Annotated in this window: 14 protein-coding genes; 2 read left to right on the top strand and 12 right to left on the bottom strand. The window is 40.5% G+C overall.

Annotated features, from left to right (window positions below):
- The first annotated feature begins 9 nt into the window (after positions 1-9).
- Complete coding sequence (locus AC3ITD_RS04690) at positions 10-1341, top strand: alkaline phosphatase family protein (protein WP_489364428.1); 1332 nt, start codon at positions 10-12, stop codon at positions 1339-1341.
- Between the two features lie 441 nt (positions 1342-1782).
- On the opposite strand, the gene AC3ITD_RS04685 is transcribed toward AC3ITD_RS04690, so the two are convergent.
- The 9 genes from AC3ITD_RS04685 to AC3ITD_RS04645 form a co-directional block, all read right to left on the bottom strand.
- Positions 1783-2079, bottom strand: a complete 297-nt coding sequence (locus AC3ITD_RS04685) for a hypothetical protein (RefSeq protein ID WP_489364426.1) — start codon at positions 2077-2079, stop codon at positions 1783-1785.
- Positions 2080-2257: 178 nt separating this feature from the next.
- Positions 2258-3667 carry an alkaline phosphatase gene (locus AC3ITD_RS04680; RefSeq protein ID WP_489364424.1) on the bottom strand — a complete coding sequence of 470 codons (1410 nt, stop codon included), beginning with the start codon at positions 3665-3667 and terminating at the stop codon, positions 2258-2260.
- 395 nt (positions 3668-4062) lie between these two features.
- Positions 4063-4257: a hypothetical protein gene (locus AC3ITD_RS04675; protein ID WP_489364422.1), complete on the bottom strand. Its 195-nt coding sequence runs from the start codon at positions 4255-4257 to the stop codon at positions 4063-4065.
- A 26-nt stretch (positions 4258-4283) separates the two neighbouring features.
- Complete coding sequence (locus AC3ITD_RS04670) at positions 4284-4691, bottom strand: metallophosphoesterase family protein (protein WP_489364420.1); 408 nt, start codon at positions 4689-4691, stop codon at positions 4284-4286.
- Positions 4692-4741: 50 nt separating this feature from the next.
- Positions 4742-4954: a hypothetical protein gene (locus AC3ITD_RS04665; RefSeq protein ID WP_489364418.1), complete on the bottom strand. Its 213-nt coding sequence runs from the start codon at positions 4952-4954 to the stop codon at positions 4742-4744.
- On the bottom strand, positions 4954-5226 hold the full coding sequence (locus AC3ITD_RS04660; protein WP_489364417.1) for a CBU_0592 family membrane protein: 273 nt from the start codon (positions 5224-5226) through the stop codon (positions 4954-4956). The genes AC3ITD_RS04665 and AC3ITD_RS04660 overlap by 1 nt, the downstream gene beginning before the upstream one ends.
- 11 nt (positions 5227-5237) lie before the next feature.
- Complete coding sequence (locus tag AC3ITD_RS04655; RefSeq protein ID WP_489364416.1) at positions 5238-6473, bottom strand: alkaline phosphatase family protein; 1236 nt, start codon at positions 6471-6473, stop codon at positions 5238-5240.
- Between the two features lie 17 nt (positions 6474-6490).
- Positions 6491-8290: a RagB/SusD family nutrient uptake outer membrane protein gene (locus tag AC3ITD_RS04650; RefSeq protein ID WP_489364415.1), complete on the bottom strand. Its 1800-nt coding sequence runs from the start codon at positions 8288-8290 to the stop codon at positions 6491-6493.
- 10 nt (positions 8291-8300) lie between these two features.
- Positions 8301-11537 carry a SusC/RagA family TonB-linked outer membrane protein gene (locus AC3ITD_RS04645; protein ID WP_489364413.1) on the bottom strand — a complete coding sequence of 1079 codons (3237 nt, stop codon included), beginning with the start codon at positions 11535-11537 and terminating at the stop codon, positions 8301-8303.
- A 134-nt stretch (positions 11538-11671) separates the two neighbouring features.
- Here AC3ITD_RS04645 and AC3ITD_RS04640 point away from each other — a divergent pair, with 134 nt between their 5' ends.
- Positions 11672-12268 carry a TetR family transcriptional regulator gene (locus tag AC3ITD_RS04640; protein WP_489364411.1) on the top strand — a complete coding sequence of 199 codons (597 nt, stop codon included), beginning with the start codon at positions 11672-11674 and terminating at the stop codon, positions 12266-12268.
- A 73-nt stretch (positions 12269-12341) separates the two neighbouring features.
- Here AC3ITD_RS04640 and AC3ITD_RS04635 read toward each other — a convergent pair whose 3' ends face one another.
- From AC3ITD_RS04635 to AC3ITD_RS04625, 3 genes are all read right to left on the bottom strand, one after another.
- On the bottom strand, positions 12342-12554 hold the full coding sequence (locus tag AC3ITD_RS04635; RefSeq protein ID WP_489364409.1) for a hypothetical protein: 213 nt from the start codon (positions 12552-12554) through the stop codon (positions 12342-12344).
- Positions 12555-13804: 1250 nt separating this feature from the next.
- Positions 13805-14665 (bottom strand): AraC family transcriptional regulator, encoded by an 861-nt coding sequence (locus tag AC3ITD_RS04630; RefSeq protein ID WP_489364407.1) that lies wholly within the window; start codon positions 14663-14665, stop codon positions 13805-13807.
- 361 nt (positions 14666-15026) lie between these two features.
- A complete protein-coding gene (locus tag AC3ITD_RS04625) occupies positions 15027-19385 on the bottom strand; it encodes a hybrid sensor histidine kinase/response regulator transcription factor (RefSeq protein WP_489364405.1) in 4359 nt (1452 codons plus the stop codon).
- Positions 19386-19618 lie beyond the last annotated feature (233 nt).

The following is a 19618-nucleotide window of genomic DNA, read 5'->3' as shown; positions in this document are numbered from 1 at the left end:
AAAAATCAAATGAACAAAAAATATCTGGCGATAATTTTCGCTGCCGCATTCGCTTTAAATGTTAGCGCACAGACTTCAAAACATGTCATCTTAGTCAGTATAGATGGATTCAGACCTGACTTCTACCTTGATAAAAGCTGGCCGACGCCCAACCTGCAACAATTGGTAGGCAGCGGATCACATGCAGCAGGTGTTCGCTGCATCTTCCCGAGCGTCACCTACCCTTCCCATACTACGCTGATCACCGGAACATTCCCAAACAAACACGGAATTACCTACAATACCATGCCGGATGAGAACCGTAAATACGTATGGACCACAGAAAGCAAAAAAATCAAGACTGAAACGCTTTGGCAAGCTGCCAAAAAAGCCGGATTAAAATCCGCCTCTGTATCCTGGCCGATTTCAGTGGGAGCTGAAATTGACTATAACCTTCCCGAAATCTGGTCAGCCACAAATATGTCTGATCGAAAAAGTGCGATTTCGGAATATGCAACACCAAAAGGACTATTGGAGGAAATGGAAAAGTTCGCCATTGGCGATGTGGACATGGAAGACCTCAATCTAAGCTCATTAGCTATGGATGAAAATAACAGCAGAATGGCAGCTTACATTTTCCGGAAATATAAACCCGCTTTATTGAGTATTCATATCGCGGGCGTAGATGGTGCGCAGCATAAAAATGGCCGCTCTGGCCCGGAAGTGCAGATCGCTGTTGCATCTGCGGATCATGCCGTGATGAACCTTATGGATGCAGTGGAAAAAGCCGGACTGAAAGACAGTACCACCATCATCATTACCGGAGACCATGGATTTGTAGATATTGAAAAAAGTCTTTCACCAAATCTCTGGCTGTCAGAAATCGGTATTGACTCTAAAGTGGGAAAAGAGGAGCCCGTGGCGAAATTCCAGGCCGCAGGCGGATCAACTTTTTTTCACTTGAAGGACGTAAATGACAAAGCCACATTAGAGAAAGTCAGAAAGAAGATGGCTTCTCTTCCAAACGATATCCAGCAGATGTTCAGGATCGTCGAACGTACTGAACTGGATAAAATTGGGGCCGACCCGCATGCCAGTTTCGCCCTCGCAGCGGCGAATGGCGTATACATCCAGGATGCTAATTCAGGAAAGCTAGTTAACATTAAAAAAGGAGGTGCTCACGGATACTTTCCAGACAGCAAAGAAATCAGAACAGGGTTTATCATTGCCGGTGCTGGTGTTAAAGCGGGAATTGCACTAGACTCCATTAACCTGGAAGACGTTGCTCCTACTGTTGCAAGAATATTGGGTTTCCAATTGCCTCAGGCAGATGGCAGGCCAGTTATTCAGGTATTAAAATAAATCAAAAACATTTTACTCCCGGTCTGCATTTTTGGAGACCGGGAATTTTTAATTTAAGCCTTTGAAGAAGTTATCGTTTTAATTCAGATTCTGAAAAACAGAATTCCTCAGATAATAATTAAATGAGCTTTATATTTGCCTTTGCATAATAGAAGTGAGCTATTTCATGGTTCAAGCCTCAAAAAAAATGCTAATCAACTACCTAAACTTAAGAGTGAAATTGGGATAATCGTCTGGTCGATCAAAAGAGAGACCATTGATAAGAGAAAAATCAAAGAAAAACTAAAGCTAAGCGAAAAGATTTTAAAAATACGATGGAAGAAAGCTTAATAAAATTCGTAAAACCTAAAATTTATAGACAAAATAAATACCGTCAAATGCCCATCTGTTTAAGAAATCGCATGTAAGCCATGCTTTAACAGTCGGCGTAAGTTTAAAAACTCAGATTTCTCTTTTCAAGGCACTAATCGTTTCCAGCACATAACGGATAGCTGGATTATCCAGATCTGGACCACGCAACACCTCGCGAAGTTGATCATTCCAGTCCATAAGCGCATCTTCAGGTGTTTCTCCTTTTCCGCATATGCCATTTTTCAGATCAGAATCTAAAACGGCAAAATATACTTCACCGTTTTTGAAAAGCAGCGGTTTAAACTCATTAACATATTGTGGTAAGCGAAAGCGACTAAATTCAAAACTCACTATTTGTTCCGGCTGAACATACATTTGTTCCATCATGATTGATTCATTTATGTAATTTAACACAATTAATCTTTGCTTGTTTTGTAAGAGACATTAAGAAAATATTAATTATTATCCTTCGAAACAGTAAGCTTAGGGTAAGAAAGTTCGCACGTTGTTGTAACAGAATCATCGAGCGATACATGCTGTTCTGTTGTATTTGAAGCAAACAAAACTACCTTTTGCTTTCCATAAAATGCTGTGACATTTCAGCAGTTTCAAGCATAAAGTTGTGCAATTCATAATTCTTGACGAAAGGCTTTAGTTTCGTTGAGCCTGGGCCAAACATCGTCAGTTCTACATAATCACCGGAATGATTCATGCCTGCCCATTGCACATCCGTATATTTACCTAAAATCCTCCCGTATTCATAAAACGGAAGATTGGATTCATTGTATAGCTGATTCGGACTGATATCTTTAAAATGATTCAAAAGGAATTTTGCGTCCTCAGGCGTCATTACAAAACCCTGATTCTCCTTAATCAGGTCAATGATCTTCTGTTCGCCAAAAGACTGGTTCAGTTTTGACAATAACCAGGTGTTGCTATGTTTAAAATGTTGCAATCCATCAAACTTTTTATTATCGTCATCTGCATTGAACAAACCCGGATTAGAATTTCCGTGGTCAGTTGTGATGATGACCAAGGTATTGCCGTCTTTTTCCGCAAATTCGATTGCTTTACCAACCGCCTCATCAAATGCAAGCTGATCGAAAATCAAACCGCTTACATCATTTGAATGTGCTGCCCAATCCACCTTGCCGCCTTCTACCTGCAGTACAAAACCATTTTTATGATCCTTCATCAGTTCGATGGCCTTAACAGTCATTTCAGCCAGAGAAGGTGTGGATTTCATTAATTCCTCATCATGCCTGCGATCCACTTCATAAGGCAATCCATCATCAGCGAACAAGCCCAAAACGGGTTTGGCGCCATTCAAATGCATCATCTCATCTCTATTTTCAGCTAGCTGATAACCTTGAGTTAAATATTTCGGAAGCAGATTCCCACCTTTTCTTTTGTCTGCAAAATACTTGTGACCACCACCCATCATGACATCAAACTTCAGTTCCAGGTACAGTTCTGCAATGATGTCCTGTCCGCCCCGGTTATCGATATTTACACAAAACCCTGCAGGCGTGGCGTGTGTAATAGGAACCGTCGTTACGCAACCAACTTTCTTTCCAGCTTCTTTAAACTTTTGAAGAATCGGTTGTGGCTTTTCTCCGCGTGGCCCAACGTTGAGCGCACCATTGTTAACCCTCATTCCACCACCCCATGATGAACTTGCTGCAGCAGAATCTGTTACCATAGAATTGGCAGATGCCGTATCCATTAAGGCTCGTACCGCTTTATTATCGCGATATAAATCCAACCACTTGCTACCCACTCCCAGTATTCTTTTTGCATAAATGTCGGCCATATTCAATGTGCCGGTACTCATGCCATCACTTACCAGCATGATAATATTTTTAGCTTTTTCAGCCGAAGAATTCTTCGTGCTTCCCGTTACGTCTTTTAATCCAACGAATGGCAAACCAATTCCGGCAAGCAGGCCCCCTTTTAGTAATGATCTTCTATTCATTTGTGTGTATTTTTTGTTGCTTTGCTCTTTGTAGATTCAGGCTAACCTAAATGCATGGAAAAAATCAGCATCCTAAGCCTGGTCGAAAGACAGGTTGTTGTTTGTTTTTGAGCATTGAAAGGCCTTAAAAAACATTAGACTGAGAACACTTATGATAACTTAGTGATATCTGCCTCATTCTCGCTATCATAATTTTTTGAATTTAGCGGGTGCCGCCATATCAATTGCAGTTTCCCTTCAATTAACAAACCAAGCAATATGGTCCATCTAATCACTCATCCTACAAATTTAACACTGGCAGATAAACAGAATTTTACCAAGTTGTTAAGTTATAAAACCCGAACTGTGGTAAACTTAAAACGGCGACTCGATGGGACGCTGTTGGTTATTACCGTTTAAATAAGCTCCAAGGGATTATACTGATTTTCAACACTTCCATCAGCGTATAGTTTCATGATTGCATAGCCAGGAGGCGTTTCCTGATAATAATATTTGCCTGCCGATTCTTGATCGCCTTCACCCCACCAAAAACCGCTCAATGAGCCATTGCAAAAGTAGGATATACCATTATAGCTTACTTCATCCGCCAAATGCTGATGTCCACTCAGGCAAACTTTTACTTTACCCTATATTGAAAAAAAAGCGATTTTAATTCTTTATAATCTCCATGCTGGCCGCCACTCCAGGCACAAGTTGACGAAAGTATTGGATAATGGGACATGATCAGCACTGGCGTATTGGGCTGTAGCTTAGCTAAATCACTTTTGAGCCAGTCCATTTGCTCAACATCCAACCTGGTTCCCTTCTGATTGCCATCAAGAATAAGAAAGTGCCAACCTTTTTTGTCAAAGCTGTAATAACGGTGCGGCATTTTTAAGCGTTTCGCGGCGTAATCAAGTCCATACATCTCATCTGTTTTAGACGGCGCTTTCCACCAGGGATCATGGTTTCCGATACAGCTATACACTTCCATATCAGTTCCAACAATGAACTTATCCCAGACCGCCCACTGCTCGGTAACCATCTCGCGGGTAACATCGTCATAAGATGCATCAAAAATAGCATCACCACCATTTAAATAAAGTCAACCTCATGAGCGGATAAAGCCTTTTTTAAATATCCGGCTGCTCTTTTGGGGATATTATCACTGGATTTAATATGAACGTCGGTAATGTGGGCAATTGTCAAAACCGGCTTTTGCTTTTCAACCTCTTTTATGCTGACTTTTGTTAGCACGCTCCCAAAGCCAAGGGCTAGCGAGCCCTGAAGAAAACCTCTCCTTTCCATTATGAATCTGGTTTATTTTTTTTTATCTGATCATTATACATTCCATAACCTGCTATAATTGCCCAGGCAAGATTAACAAAAGTTGCAGGGTAGGAAGTGTCGTAAAGTGTACTTGCACTTAATAAAACACCTCCAAGTATATTGCAGAGATGGAAAGCAAACGATGTAGCTAACCACCGCTTACTAATGAGCAGAAAGTAAGAAATCAGGAAAAGCAATGCACCAATCCATCCGAGGGTATCAAATATTGAATTCAAAACTAATTGGTGCATAGCATTTAAGATTATTTGTTATTAACGATCCAACGGTTTACCGTGTTGTGAGCCCCTTCAATTATCACTTTATAAATTTCGGATTTAGGGTACTGAGACAGATCGATATCAAAACTGCCCTTGTTTACTGGCACTTCTGCCAAAAAAGTATAGCTATCGCCCTTTCCCATTTGTTTATAATTGTTGGTATTTGCGAGGAATATCTTCACTTTTTCATCATCTTCTCCACTCAACCATTTTAACTTTACCATATTTCCCGTTCGTTTTGCTTCAACATTATAGAGCGAAACCTTTCCTATCAGACTTACACCATCCAATTCACGTTTTTGATCATCTGATAGCGATATGCCTAAATGTGTGGCCAAAGTTGGCAGAATATCCACCACACTAACCTTTTCTCCTTGGGCAACAACGTTTAAAGGTTCAGCATCCGTTGCAATCCATGAGGAACGCTCCCGATCAGACTGTCCCCCGTGACCGCGACCGTTTTTTGGATCACGGCCATGATCAGTAGTCACTACAATGATCCAATCTTCATTGAACTGTTTTTCGCGTTCCTTTACAGCTGCCCAAATCTGCCCGATTCTCTGATCCGCAGCAACAACGGCATCATTATACTGTTTACTGTCGCCAAAAGCATGCCCCATATCATCCGTGAATTCCAAATAGACCCATGATAAATCTGGCGCCTGCTCTCGGATGCAACGGGCAGCTTCTTCGGTTACCGCCTGATCGATTTTTGCCATGAACTGGCGGGCTTTATCGTGAGGATATTCAAGAGTGTCAAGCTCCAGACCGTCAAATTTATAATCTATCTTAATGTTACCCGTTTGCGGCAGAGCATCACCAACCAGTTTAGTCCTGTTGTCTTCCCAACTGGAGAAAATGCCCACCTTTTTATCCGGATATTGGGTTTTAAAGAATCTAAATATCGTAGGATAGAAATAGTTAGGATTCTTGATATCGTTATCAGGAACATTATGTTTGTTAAACCATACCCCTGTAAGCACATTGTTATAACCCGGCGCAGAAATGGTAGGCGTTTGATTATACTCCCCACGTTCTCCACCCTGATATGCACTAATCAACGCGCCTTCTTTAGCAATAGCATGAATGTTTGGCGTTGCCAGTTTCTCTATAACATCTTTACCTACACCATCAATAATGATGAATACAGCTTTCTTCTTTTGAGCATTTACATTTAGTGCTATTCCCGCAAAAAGTGCAATTAAAGTTATTTTTTTCATGTGTTTTATCAATCCGTTTACCAGCCGAATATCTGTTTTAAATTAGGGTTCAGCAACACCTGGCTTTGAGGAATTGGTCTGTAATAATATTTAGGCTCCAAGAAAATACCGTTGTCTGCGATGGTCTGTATCGTACCAGAGGTTCCATTTTTCAAAAATACACCAGCGTCCTGCCCAATGGTTCCGGTGCGGTAGTAAATAAAATCTTTACCTAATGAATTTTTTTCTTTAACAGCAGGAATAGATTCATTGTTGGCCAGTAAAATAATATCCGGAACATCATCACCCGTTAAATCGTGCCTGCCCAGACCAGAAAAATAAATACCTTCCTGTTCTTTTTCCAACAACTTCCCTGCGTTCCAGCGCATTAAATCATCAAAGCGATAACCTTCCAATGCCATTTCAATTCTGCGTTCCCTGCGAATCTCCAATAAAACCGCCTTTTGTGCCCCCGAAACATTTGCATAACGGGCATTTTGGACCGGATCAATAGTAGGATTAAGAGGCATTGCCGGCATTCCTGCACGGGTTCGGATCAGGTTGATACTCTGATCAAGATCTGATTGAGTCAGCTCACCAAGTTCTGCTCTGGATTCAGCAAAAATTAACAATATCTCCGCATATCGAAGAATTGGCACATCTACGGTTTGCATGGCGGCCGTTGTAGGGTCATTTACAAAGCCTTTCACCTGATGATAGCCCGTAAAGTTTTTCGCCAGTTGTTGTACATATAAACCACCACCTTGAGAGTAAGTACGCACATTAGCAAGATTGAAACCCGGGTAAGCATAGGTTTGGCTTAACCGGGGATCGCGGTTCTGAAACTCCTGTACAAATGAAAAGGTAGCATAACCTGGCTGATTGGTATAATAACTTCCATCTTTCATCAGGTAATCCTGTAACAGATCTTTCGCCGGAGAAACCTCATAGTTCCCGAACACCGTTTCACTCCAGCCACTGTTGCGAATACCACTTTCGTTGTAAACGGCCAGTAAAACTTCTGGATTGCTGAGCAAACTTGGCTGGATAAACAGATTCATGTAATCCTGAGCCGGATTGCCAGTGCTGTAAAGTCTGTACTTGGCACTTGTCATGATATCCCGCGACACATCCCTGGCGACCTGAAGGAACTGTGGCGCAGTACTGGCCAGATTCAACTCACTATGATAACGCCTGTAGGTTCCCTCATAAAGGGCAAATTTAGCTCTGTAAGCCTTAACAACAGCACGGTTGATAGCGCCTGTTTCGGCAGTCTCTCTCACATATTGAGCCGCGAAAGCATAGTCCTCCATAATTTTATCTACCACCGCAGCACGTGGATCCCGGCTCTTCATCAACAGCTCATTATCATTGGTACCTATTGTTTTATCATAAAAAGGGATATCTGAATAGCGTTTCAACTTTGCCACATAAAATTGAGCCCTAAAAAATCTGGCCAGGCCCTCGTAATGATTGAGGACTTCCGTTCCCAATGCTGCTTTTCTAAAATTATCAAGAAAATAGTTGGCACTTCGCAACTGCCCCCAGTCCCATCCGCCTGTGATGGTAGATGGACCCGGATTTCCGACCATCATGGTTTTAATTTCCACGTTTCCGGTTGTTGCCGCATTATCGGTTGCCCGGTCATCGTTAAAAATCCCCACGCCTGCAAAGTTGTATAAATTGGTGATGTATAGCTTTAAATCCTGTTCGTTGTTGAAAAAATTGTCGCTACCAATAGAAGTTTGTGGTTGTCTGTCTAAAAAGTCTTTTTTGCAACCACTTAAGCTCAGTGTTGCCAAAGCAACACCAACAATATATTTATTAAAGTTTTTCATTTTGCTTTGTTTAGAAATTAAGATTTAAACCCACCGAGAACCTTCTTTGCCACGGGTATGCGTACCCGTTTCCTGAACGGTTGGTGTTTGTGGCCTGTGGGTTGAGTACATCATTTACATTAATTGATTCCGGGTCGTAGAATTTTTTAAGTGCAGACCACTCATAAATATTTTCACCACTCACATAAAACCTCAGGTTGGAAATGTGCCATTTTTTGGTAATTGAAGCCGGAATGGTATAACCAATGGTTACGTTTTTCAGACGAAGATAAGAACCATTGAGCATGTACCCTGTTTGTGGGATAGCCAACCCTTTGGCATCTCTGATATTTGTACCCAGGTTTACATCAGCCAGCCAGGATTGCAAAATCGGGTATCGGGCATCCAGATTTTGATTGGCCAACCCTGCATTGATATAGGCCTGCGAATGCTTTGCCATATCCACCGGGCTGTCATTGTTTGGACGATAAAAATCAAGCAAGTGAGAATAACCACCAGCATAGGGCTGCTGGTAAAATCCCCAGTATAGGTAATCCAAAGGATAATAATCCCGTTTGGCAACCCCCTGAAAAAATGCCCTCACATCGAATCCTTTCCAACTTGCGTTAAGGTCCAGACCAAAACGGAACCGAGGTGCAGAATTTCCAATGATTGATAAATCCTTTGCGGCATCAGCGGTCAAACCGGTTTCAATTTTGCCATTGCCATCCTGATCGATAAACTTAGGCCATCCCGGCACAATGGAGAGTGCTCCCCATGGAATAATAGAAGACTGATCCAGCGCATTAATTTCCGCCTGGTTTTGGAACAATCCGTTGCTTTGCAACCCCCAGATTTCTCCAAGTTCCATGCCCTCACGATATTGTGTTAAACTCTGGTTTGGGTTTTCAAATCTTGTGATATACGATCTGCTATCAGACAACAAGAACCGGGCATTAAAGTTAATGGGATCTTTAGCGGTTTTAAAACTTGTTTGGTAAGCAAGCGACAATTCCCATCCGCGGTTGCGCAAATCAGCAGCATTTTCACGGGGCTCTGTAGCGCCCAGCACATCTGGTAAATCTCTTCCGTTAGCCAGCATGCCTTTGGTATTTCGCTGATAAATATCAAACGTTAAATTAAATTTGTTGTTGAACAGGCCAATATCAGTTCCAAGGTTTGCGGTGTTCACCTTTTCCCAGGTATAATCCGGGCTTACCAGGCCTGGTGTGGTAACCGTCAAGGGAAGAGAACCTCCGATAAGATAGCCCGAGCGTACCGGGTTAAAGGTAGAAATATAGCCGTAGTTTGATGCAGCCTGATTTCCTAAAGAACCATATGAAGCACGCAATTTAAAGTTACTGATTACCGGGCGCAGACTTTCCATAAATGCTTCCTGATCAATCCGCCAGGCAGCAGAAGCGGAAGGAAAGAAACCCCATCTCTTGTCAGTTGGGAAGCGGGAACTTCCATCATAACGGCCGTTAAGCTCCAGGATATATTTATCGTTAAATATGTAATTCAGGCGAAAAAACAAGCCCTGTACTGCCCAATCGTTAATCGATTGAGTAGAGGAAAGTTCTCCGGTCGCCAGGCCTATCGTTGGATAGGATGAAGAGATTAAATTGGTTCTCCTGGTATCATTTTCTTCTGACCTGAAATATTCCTGGTTATAACCTATCAGAGCCGTGAAATCATGCTTTTGCCAACGTTTGTTAAAGGTGAGGTAAGCATTCAGTACCGTATAATCTTCAAAACCTGTCCATTTTCTGGCGTAACTGTTTCCTTCTTCCCTCACATCATCAGGACCAAAGCCGATTTTATAAGGTACCGTACTCTCATCATAGTTCGTTGCTCCCCTGCGATAAGTAAAATCGGTATTAAATTTCAACATGTTTTTCAATAATGAAGCTTCGCCATTAAACTGGGTTTGAAGACTAAAATATTTATCACTTGCTTTTCCACCGTTTGTAAGTTGTGCACCGGTGCGGCCAACCGCATTATTTGCCCATGTTCCGTCGGGATTTTTATCATAATCAGTAGGAAAAAGGTTATAAATACCTGTGATGGAATATTGACTCGGGTTTTCTCTTTGTGTCTTAGTTAGGAATGTGTTATTACCAAAACTTAACCAGGGCGTTATCTGATAATTTACTTTACTACGCAGATTATAGCGGTCGAAATAGTCATCAGCAATCTTGAGCATTCCATTTTGCTTGTTGTAATTTCCAGAGATGTAATACTGCGCCTTTTCAGATTTTCCACTTACCGATAATGCGTGGTCATGTGAATAGGTTTGATCATTAAAAAAATAGCGGGTCCAATCCTGGTTGCCCATATATTCCCAAAGTTTATTATCACTGGGATTGACCCTCACACCAGAAATATCAGGATTGTCAGACCTTTCTTTTGCATATTGGTAGGACTGGTCGCTATAGTTTACATTATCCCATGGGGTATTGTTGGTGGAGAGTTCCAATAACCGAGAATAGATATAGGGATCGGTAACTTTATCAGGAATGATAGTAGGTTTGTTCAGTGAGATAAAATTACTATAGCTTACTGTTACGCCGTCTTGGGTGCCCGTTTTGGTCTTGATCAGAATCACCCCAAAGGCCGCCCTGGCGCCATAAATAGCAGAGGCCGATGCATCTTTGATCACCGAAATGTTCTCAATGTCCTGTGTAGCCAAACGATTAAGTTCTGCAGCATCAGATGGCACATTATCAATCAAAATCAGCGGATCTCCACCATTGATTGAAGTAATACCACGAATATTGATCTTTGCTGTAGCACCCGGTGCGCCGGACCCAAAGTCGATGTTCAGGTTTGGCACCAGACCCTGTAATCCCTGAGCCACATTTGCAATAGGTCTGCTGGCCAGTGTTTTCGCATTCACCTGATCTACAGCGCCCGAAAGGTTTACCTTTTTCTGGGTTCCATAACCTACTACAACCACCTCGCTAAGATCAGCATCGTTTTTCTTTAAAATTACATCTACTGTTTTGCGGCTCCCAATGGCAACCTCCTGTTTGATGTAACCGATATAGGTAAAAATTAATACCGCATCGGGATTACTCACCGTCAATGAGTAGTGCCCATCGACATCTGTCTGGGTACCATTAGTTTTTCCTTTTTCCTGTATGGAAGCACCCACCAGCGTTTCACCAAGGTCATCTTTTACAGTTCCGCTTATTTTTTGCTGTGCAAAAACATTAACAGAACCAAGTAAAAAACATACCAATAGGGATAAGTAAATTCTTTTCATGTTGTTTGATTTATGCTGCAAAGGAACCATCGGAATGTTAAGGCATCATAAAATCTTTATTAAATAAATTGACCATTCAGTAAATCTATTTTAAAACGTGTTAATTCGCAGAAAATTTATAGTTTAGGATTCTTATGGGAAGAAAAAGCTTAAAGGAAGGTCAGCAAAAAAAAATTATACAGGCCTTCTATGAAATCGCCAGATTAGAAGGCATTGAGAATGTTTCCTTTGGCAAAATTGCCAAAGAGCTTGATATGCACCAGAGCCTGGTGGTACACTATTTCTCCAACAAAGAGGAAATGTTGCTTGGCCTGATTGATTTTATTGTTACCGGTTACCAAAACGTCTATGAACCCCAGCAAGAATATGCAGATCCACTGAGCAAACTAAAACTGGTGATGGAAAATATTTTTTCAAGAAAGTGGAACAGTTATGTAGATGACAGTATTTTTTACAACTGCTTTGCCCTGATTTTCAGGAATGAGAAAATCCTGGAACATTTCAGGGACTTGCATTTGATATTGAGGAAATGGCTTGAAAAGCTGATACAAAACTGTATAGATAAAGAATTAATCCAAATTCAGGATGCAGCGGAAGCTGCTGATATTATTTTTGTCATTTCTGATGGTGCCTATTATTTCCTGAGTATGATTGCTGATCAGGAATCCTATAACAAACACTTACAGAGATACAAAAAGGAGGCATACAAAGTGCTTGGTTTTGAACTATAGGTCATCATTAAAGGCACTCACTTAACATCTTCCCAATTAAATTATAATCATTTCACCAGCTATCAAAATCAACTCATTTGAGTGATATAGCCTCAGAATCGTAAATTTTTGAAACGTCAACCGCTCTTAATGAACCGTTAACAAAAGCAATATCAAATTGAACAAAATCTAAACGGCTGACCTGCTCTTTTCTTTCCAAGTGAAATTTTATTTTCTGGTTATTGGTATCTTTAATAATTCCATGCCCAATTTTATTATTGTAAGCAATGATTGTCCCTTTTCTCATTTCAAATATAAAATTTTGTGTAAACGAAACCGGGACAAGTAAATAAAACCGATTAATAAGGATTTGGTTTTAAAAAATCCCAAGAAATAATTTCCATAGTAGGTAACCTTTTCGAAATTCCTATGTATTATAACTGAAGTATCTCACGAAACCCCATTCGTAAAATTAACTTTAATATTAGAGTTGCTCTTCTGAAAAAACTGTCTGTCGACTAGAGATTTCATCTTCAGTAACCAACAGCTTCCGTAGTGGATCTTAGAGTCCTGAATTTACTTGTCATCTTATTACAGATAAAGCTTCCAAAAAAACGATCACTTTTTCAAATTAATACGAAGGCAGGTTATTACATTTAATTTATTTAATACAGTAAGAATCGCATAATACAAGTATTTAATAAAATAAAGGAAAGAAATATTTTATCAGTTATAAGCTTTGGAGTTTTTTGCTTACAAAATATTATTTAAAAAAGTACGGTATCCCTAAGGGAATACCGTACGATTGGGTCGATAATGGTTCGAATTAGTAATAAATTTATTGCTGATTTGAAGAGAATTGCAGAACTAGACACTAAGATGACAGAGTACAATGAGCTCGGTAGGTTGATGAAATTACGAAAAGAAAGAGAAAAGCTAATTCCCAAAGTTGTAGACAAAAAGAAAAAAATCAGAGCTAAGCGAAAATCCAGAAAAGTGGCACTCCAGAAATGGATAATAAATATTTCTGATGATTAACAGGATGACACAATCAGGTTAATCCCTTTTCACTAAATCGCTAATTAATTGACAAACAATACTTAACAGAAAATCTACTCTTGGTACAGTGGGGTCAATCCATACTGTTTATCTAATTATAATGACAAATGTTTTTTAACATATTTCAAAAATTTCGGAGAGACTGTATCTGGCAATTCTTCTGCTCTACCCTGGGCTTACAACAAGCCATTAGCACTATATCGTGAGTTAATACGAAAATTTGCGCATCTTCATGTGCAAGCCACAATAGCTTGATAATATAAACACACGTTAATGGCTACCGTTGTTACGATAAATGCAGTAATGCTTTTGAAATGTTTTTTTTTAAACAATCGCCAGCATCCCACCCGGATCTTTTATCTATAAATAGAACGGGATAAACTATCCAATTTATCCCGTATCTAACCAAATAATAAACGCAGCATCGGTTACTAGATACCAGTTTAGCTTTTGAATTTTTTTCTACCTATGAGGAGAATTCGGTTTTCCCGAAGGAGGTTAGTTGATAAAACTGTTCTTAAACACTTTAGGTGTCATACCAGCTATATTTTTAAAATGACGATAAAAATTTGAGACATTTTTGAATCCGCATTCAAAACAGATAACGTCTATGGGAAACTTGTTTTCAATGATCATCCTGCATGCGTGACCGATTCGGATCTCTTGGAGAAACTCATTAAAGGTTTTATTGGTCACAAGCTTGAAGTAACGGCAAAATGAGGTAGTGCTTAGATTGCTGATAGCGGCAGCATCTTCCAAACAGATATCATTCTTGTAGTTCTTCAAAACAAAATCGGTAATTCTTTCATGTCTGGATCCATCCTGTTCCATTGGAACTGTCAATCTGAAGGGGGAGGTGATTTCCTCAAATTCTTCCGTTTCTGAAATAGCTGAAAGAATGGATAACAGTATCACAATCCGTTCCATGCCGGTAGAATTAACCGAAGACCTGATCAGGGCGGCCAGCTTTTTGCTCGTATTGCCATTGAAAATCATTCCTCTTTTCGCCCGTTCAATCACTTTACCGACCAATTTCGCTTCAGGTAACGACAGAAAAAATGAACCCAGAAAATCCGCCTCAAAATGCAGGATAATGGATTCCCGCGAGCAAGTGCTGTCAGATGAAAAAGTTTCGTCAAACTTCCACTTATGCGGCAGATTCGCCCCAAGAAGTATGACCTCCCCGGCAGAAAACGGAGCAACATTGTTTCCTATAAACCTTGTTCCCGTTCCTCTAATTACATAGTGAAGTTCCAGTTCATGATGAAAGTGCCATTGGGACAGGTTTTGGGCATTCCCGTTTGACACACTATAACTGCTGTTGTTCAGCAAGTGAACCTTTTGAAATTGTGCTCTCATACTTGATTGTCTATAATGCCATCGCTTGAATATGGCATATTAAAACGTGAAATAAATTTGGTTAACGATTTTGCGATAGTTTCGCCTGAAAGAATATATCGTTGGCTTATAAAATTATCGACGTCCAAACCTACCCATGTTATGCAGATATGAGGTGTATAAAATGGTCGAAACAGTGTTATTTTTGATATTTTAAACCACTGGACAGGATCGATTAACAGATATTGCCAACTTATTGGATCCCAGCAGAAGCGCTGCAGAGCCGTGCGGTCAAGCACATATGGTAGAAATCTCATTAATAAAAGCAATGGCCTTAAATCATTCTGCGGGCTAAACATGCAAATATCATTATAGTATGATATTAAGACGTATGCTTTTCTTTTAAATACTCACTTGGTGTTTTGCCGACAAGTTGTTTAAAACACCTGCTAAAATATTTACCATCATTGAAGCCTACGGCGTAGGCTACGCTGGAGATGTTGTTCTCCCCAGCATCAAGATATGCCTTTGCACGGTTAATGCGCATCTCTTTGATAAATTCTACCGGTGCAAGTGATGTTAGTGCTTTAAATTTTTTGAAGAAAGCCGACCTACTCATCCCGATTGTTTCCGCTACATATTCAATAGTAAATTCAGGATCCGTCATTTTTTCACTTACAACATCGACCACTTTTTTTAGGAAAAGCTCATCTTGGGTAGTTATCACCAGTTCCTCTGGTTCAGGCAATAAACGCTTTGGTCCATCCAGGGTATTCTGGAAAGCATTCTTCCGTTTGGTGATCAGCCCCTTTATTGATGCCAGTAAAAGTTCGTTATTAAAAGGCTTACTGATGTAAAGATCAGCGCCATATTCCAGACCCTGTATCTGGCTATCCACAGATTGCTTTGCTGAAAGCAGTACTATTGGAATGTGGCTGGTTTTGATATCCGCCTTTAATTTTTTCAGCATTTCAAAGCCATTCAGCACCGGCATCATCACGTCGCTTAAAATCAAGTCCGGCCGGGCCTGGATCGCCATCTTAAATCCCTGTTCGCCATTCTCTGCTGTCAATACGCGGAAGTGCTCACTTAATTGTATTTGCATAAATTTTCGCAGGTCATGATTGTCTTCAACAAGTAACACTACCGGTTTATGGTCATCATTTGGCAAATCGTTATCTGACAATCTGTAATCGGATCTAAAGGATGATGTCCGGTTCACAATGGCTCCTGATCCGGATGCAAAAGCGTCACTGTTGAAATGCGATCTTCCATACAACAACTTGAGTGTAACCGTTAGGCCACCATCCGGGTTATTAGTAGCGAATGCTTCACCGTGATGCAATTCAATAAGGGCCTTCGAAAAAGCAAGTCCAATACCGGTACCTGTAGAATTTTGTGATCCAGCCTCCGTTTGATAATATAGTTCGAAAATCTTGTCCAGTTCGGACTCGGGAACCCCCTTACCCTGATCGGCTACGTCAATAGTAAAATAGTGATTCCCCTGATGGTATTCAATCGTAATAAACAAATCACAATTTTCAGGGCTGAACTTAATCGCATTGGCCAGTAGATTGACTAATACGACATCTATTTTGTCTGAGTCCAGCCAGACAAAAAGTACGTCAACATTCGATGAGGTATTAATGGAAATATTTTTCTCATTTGCTATTTCGGTGAAAAGGCTGCACGTGTTTCTGACAAATGCAATTAACTCTATCTCGGAAATTTTAAGTTCCAACTTATTATTCTGAATTTTTCTCAACTCTAAAAACTGATTCACAAACCTGACCATTCGCTCGGTATTTTTTCTGGCGAGCATGAGAAAATTCTTTCCCTGCTCGGAGAGAGGCTCTTTTCGCAATACCTGCTCCAGAGGATTTAAGATCAAAGTAAGCGGTGTTCGCAACTCATGGGACATATTGGTGAAAAAATCCTGCCTTAAGTCGGCAATCCGCTTTTCCACAATGATTTTGTTTCGCAAAGCAAACATGGTCAGAATGGTTTTGCGAATGATATGTGCGAGTATGAGCGCAATACAGAAATAAATGAGATAGGCCCACCACGTTCTCCAAAAAGGAGGAAGGATTTCGATTGCTACGCTCCTGTAAGGGGTTTTTAGGTATAGCCCGGGATTGCGAGCCTTTACTTCAAAAATATATCTCCCCGGTGGCAGATTGGTATAACTGACCAGTTGTTTATTGTCATTATCTTTCCATTCATCATCAAAGCCTTTCAGGCGGTACCAATAATTTGGCTTTCTTTCAGATTTATAATCTACCAAAGAAAAACTGATACTGAAAATATTCTGATCATGATTAAGTCGAATGAATGAACTGTAATTGATATTTTGCTCCAAAGTTTTCTGCGAGGCATATTGGGATGCATCCTTGTTATTGATTTGAAGTTTGGTAAATACCAATTTTGTAAGCGTAGGGCGACTTTTGATCTGAGCAGGCTTGAACATCACCAAACCTTCTACCGATCCGAAAGCAATCATGCCATCTTTTAGTTGGCCGGACGATGCCTCAGAAAAATGCTGAACATTCAGCGCATCATCTTCATCGAAATTCCTTACCTTATTTAAATCAGGATCAAAGTTGGTAATTCCGTTATGAGTGGAAATCCATAGGCCCGTCGTGGAATCTCCGAGTATGCTGACCGCAAAATTACTTGCAAAGCCATCTTCAACAGTATACTTTCTGAACTGAAGGCCATCAAACGGTCTCCTGCCGAGCGCTAAATTGAGACCCCCACCCAGGGTAGCCAACCAAATTCTGCCTTTGGCGTCTTTATAAATGTCCTGGATATCGTTACTGCTCAGACTGGTAGAGTCTCCAGACTTATTGGAATAGGATACTATTGGATAAGAATCAGCCCTATCTCCTGAGGGATTTAATATCAAAAGGCCTTCAGAAGTACCTGCCCAAATATTCCCCTGACTATCTTCTTCCAGATTTCTAAGGAATGAAAACGAATTTTTAGGATAATTCCTGAAGCTGTTTATAAATATCGTCTTGCTCTTACGTGTGGAGATCAGATTGATTCCGCCTGAGCCTGTAGCAACCCAGATTCTTCCCCGCCTATCTTCCAGAATATCGTAAATAACATTGCTGCTGATGCTAAATGGATCTTTTCCATCGTGCTTAAAATTGACTAGTCTATAGCTGGAACGCCCCCCGTTAACTGGCTCGGCTTTGAAAAGACCATTTTCCCTTGTTCCAAACCATAGATTTCCTTTTGAATCTTCCAGGATATCATAAATCCGACCCATATCCCCCAATGGATAGTTAACGAATGGCAGCTTGATTTTTTGGTCAACTTTATAACAATACAGTTTTCTAAATTTTGTCGCAAGCCATAGTCTTCCTTCTTTATCTTGCAATACGGCCTTTACCTCATTTTCATATTTTGCATGGCTGTTTTCAACGAGTTTCCTGACTTTAAAATCATTTCTCTGAAAGGTGATTTTATGTAAACCTATTGATTCCTCACTTAGCCAGACCAGTCCCTGCCTGTCATATAAAAGGCTTGTAATAATATTGGAAAATTGATGTGCCGCTTCGCCAGGCCTGTTCGTTATGGCAGCAATCTTGTTTAATCTTGGATCATAGTATCCGAATCCTCCCCCTTTCAGGCAGGCCCAGATAGTGCCACTATCATCCTGAAAGACTTTATAATAATCTTTGGAAAGATTTACAGCAGCATTCTTTGTCCCGCTGAAGATCTGAAAACTTCTGTCACTTTTTTGAAATCGTATTATACCCTGCTTTTCCGGCTCCACCCAAAGGGCTCCGATTTTATCTTCAAAAATCGTAAATAATGGCTTACTAGTAATTGATGTTTGGCCAACCTGCCTCATCTCCCTATCGATTTCGAGAATAGCGCCTCCAGAAGTAGTGAGGAAAAGATTCCCTCCGTGAACCGAAACCATCAAGCCGTTTATAGAAAACTTTGATAGTCTCTTTTTAACTAAGGCTGAACTATTTTTGGAATATCGGACGAGTGTGCCATCAGCTGTACCAAACCATAGGTATTCCTTGTCTTCGGCGACGCTTCTCAAATCAGAATTGGCAAGAAGGTGCCTGGACCGATAAGGTCTGTTGGTTTTTCCGGTTCTATTCAGAATCGTCAGACCGTTTGTGGTTCCTACCCAAATTTTTAAATTGCGGTCCTCATGAAAAAAACTGATCTGATTTGATTGTATACTGGTCTGTCCTTTAGAAGTGGCACTGTAATTATGATATCGTGGTCTTGTTTTTCTATCACTGGCAATATAATTAATGCCGTTTTTTTTTGTAAAGAGCCAAATGCCGCTAACCTTAGAGGCAATGATATTCACATATTCCACACGATCACTGTTACGCATATTCTTTTCGACCGATAAAAATTGCTCGGTCCGCTTGTCAAAACGATAGACTCTTTTATCTTTTGCCCTAAGCCAGAGATAGCCCGCAAGGTCTTCAACTATTTTGTCGAACCTATTATTCTTGGAAGAGGAATGATCGTTGCTTCTGGATCGATAAGTCAGAAAATCCTGGCCATCATACCTGCTCAGGCCTTCCATGGAACCAAACCACATAAAACCCTCTCTGTCTTTCGCAATACTTAAAACGGTATTGTGGGGCAGTCCGTCTTTGGAGGTATAACGGGCTAATTTTGGCGGAATCTGGGCAAATGTTTGTGCAGCAAACAAACAGAACAGATAGATAAAAAACAATTTCCCGAACACCGCCCTCATATCTTTACAATTTTGGTTTTAGGCAGATGGGTATGCCTTGATTAATGCATTTGATTAGTGATCCTAAGTTAGTGAATTCCACTCAGAGGAAAAACTTCCGTAAACATTTTTCGATTGCAACAGATTTAAAAATTGCAAACGTTTCACCTAATCTTTGTTCAATATCGTTCAACAACCAGGTCTATTATTATTGGAGAAATGCAATGGCTAAGAAATTTATTTACCAGAAATTA

The sequence above is a fragment of the Pedobacter sp. KH_004 genome (genome assembly GCF_057840755.1).
This window is presented reverse-complemented; position numbering and strand designations above follow the sequence as displayed.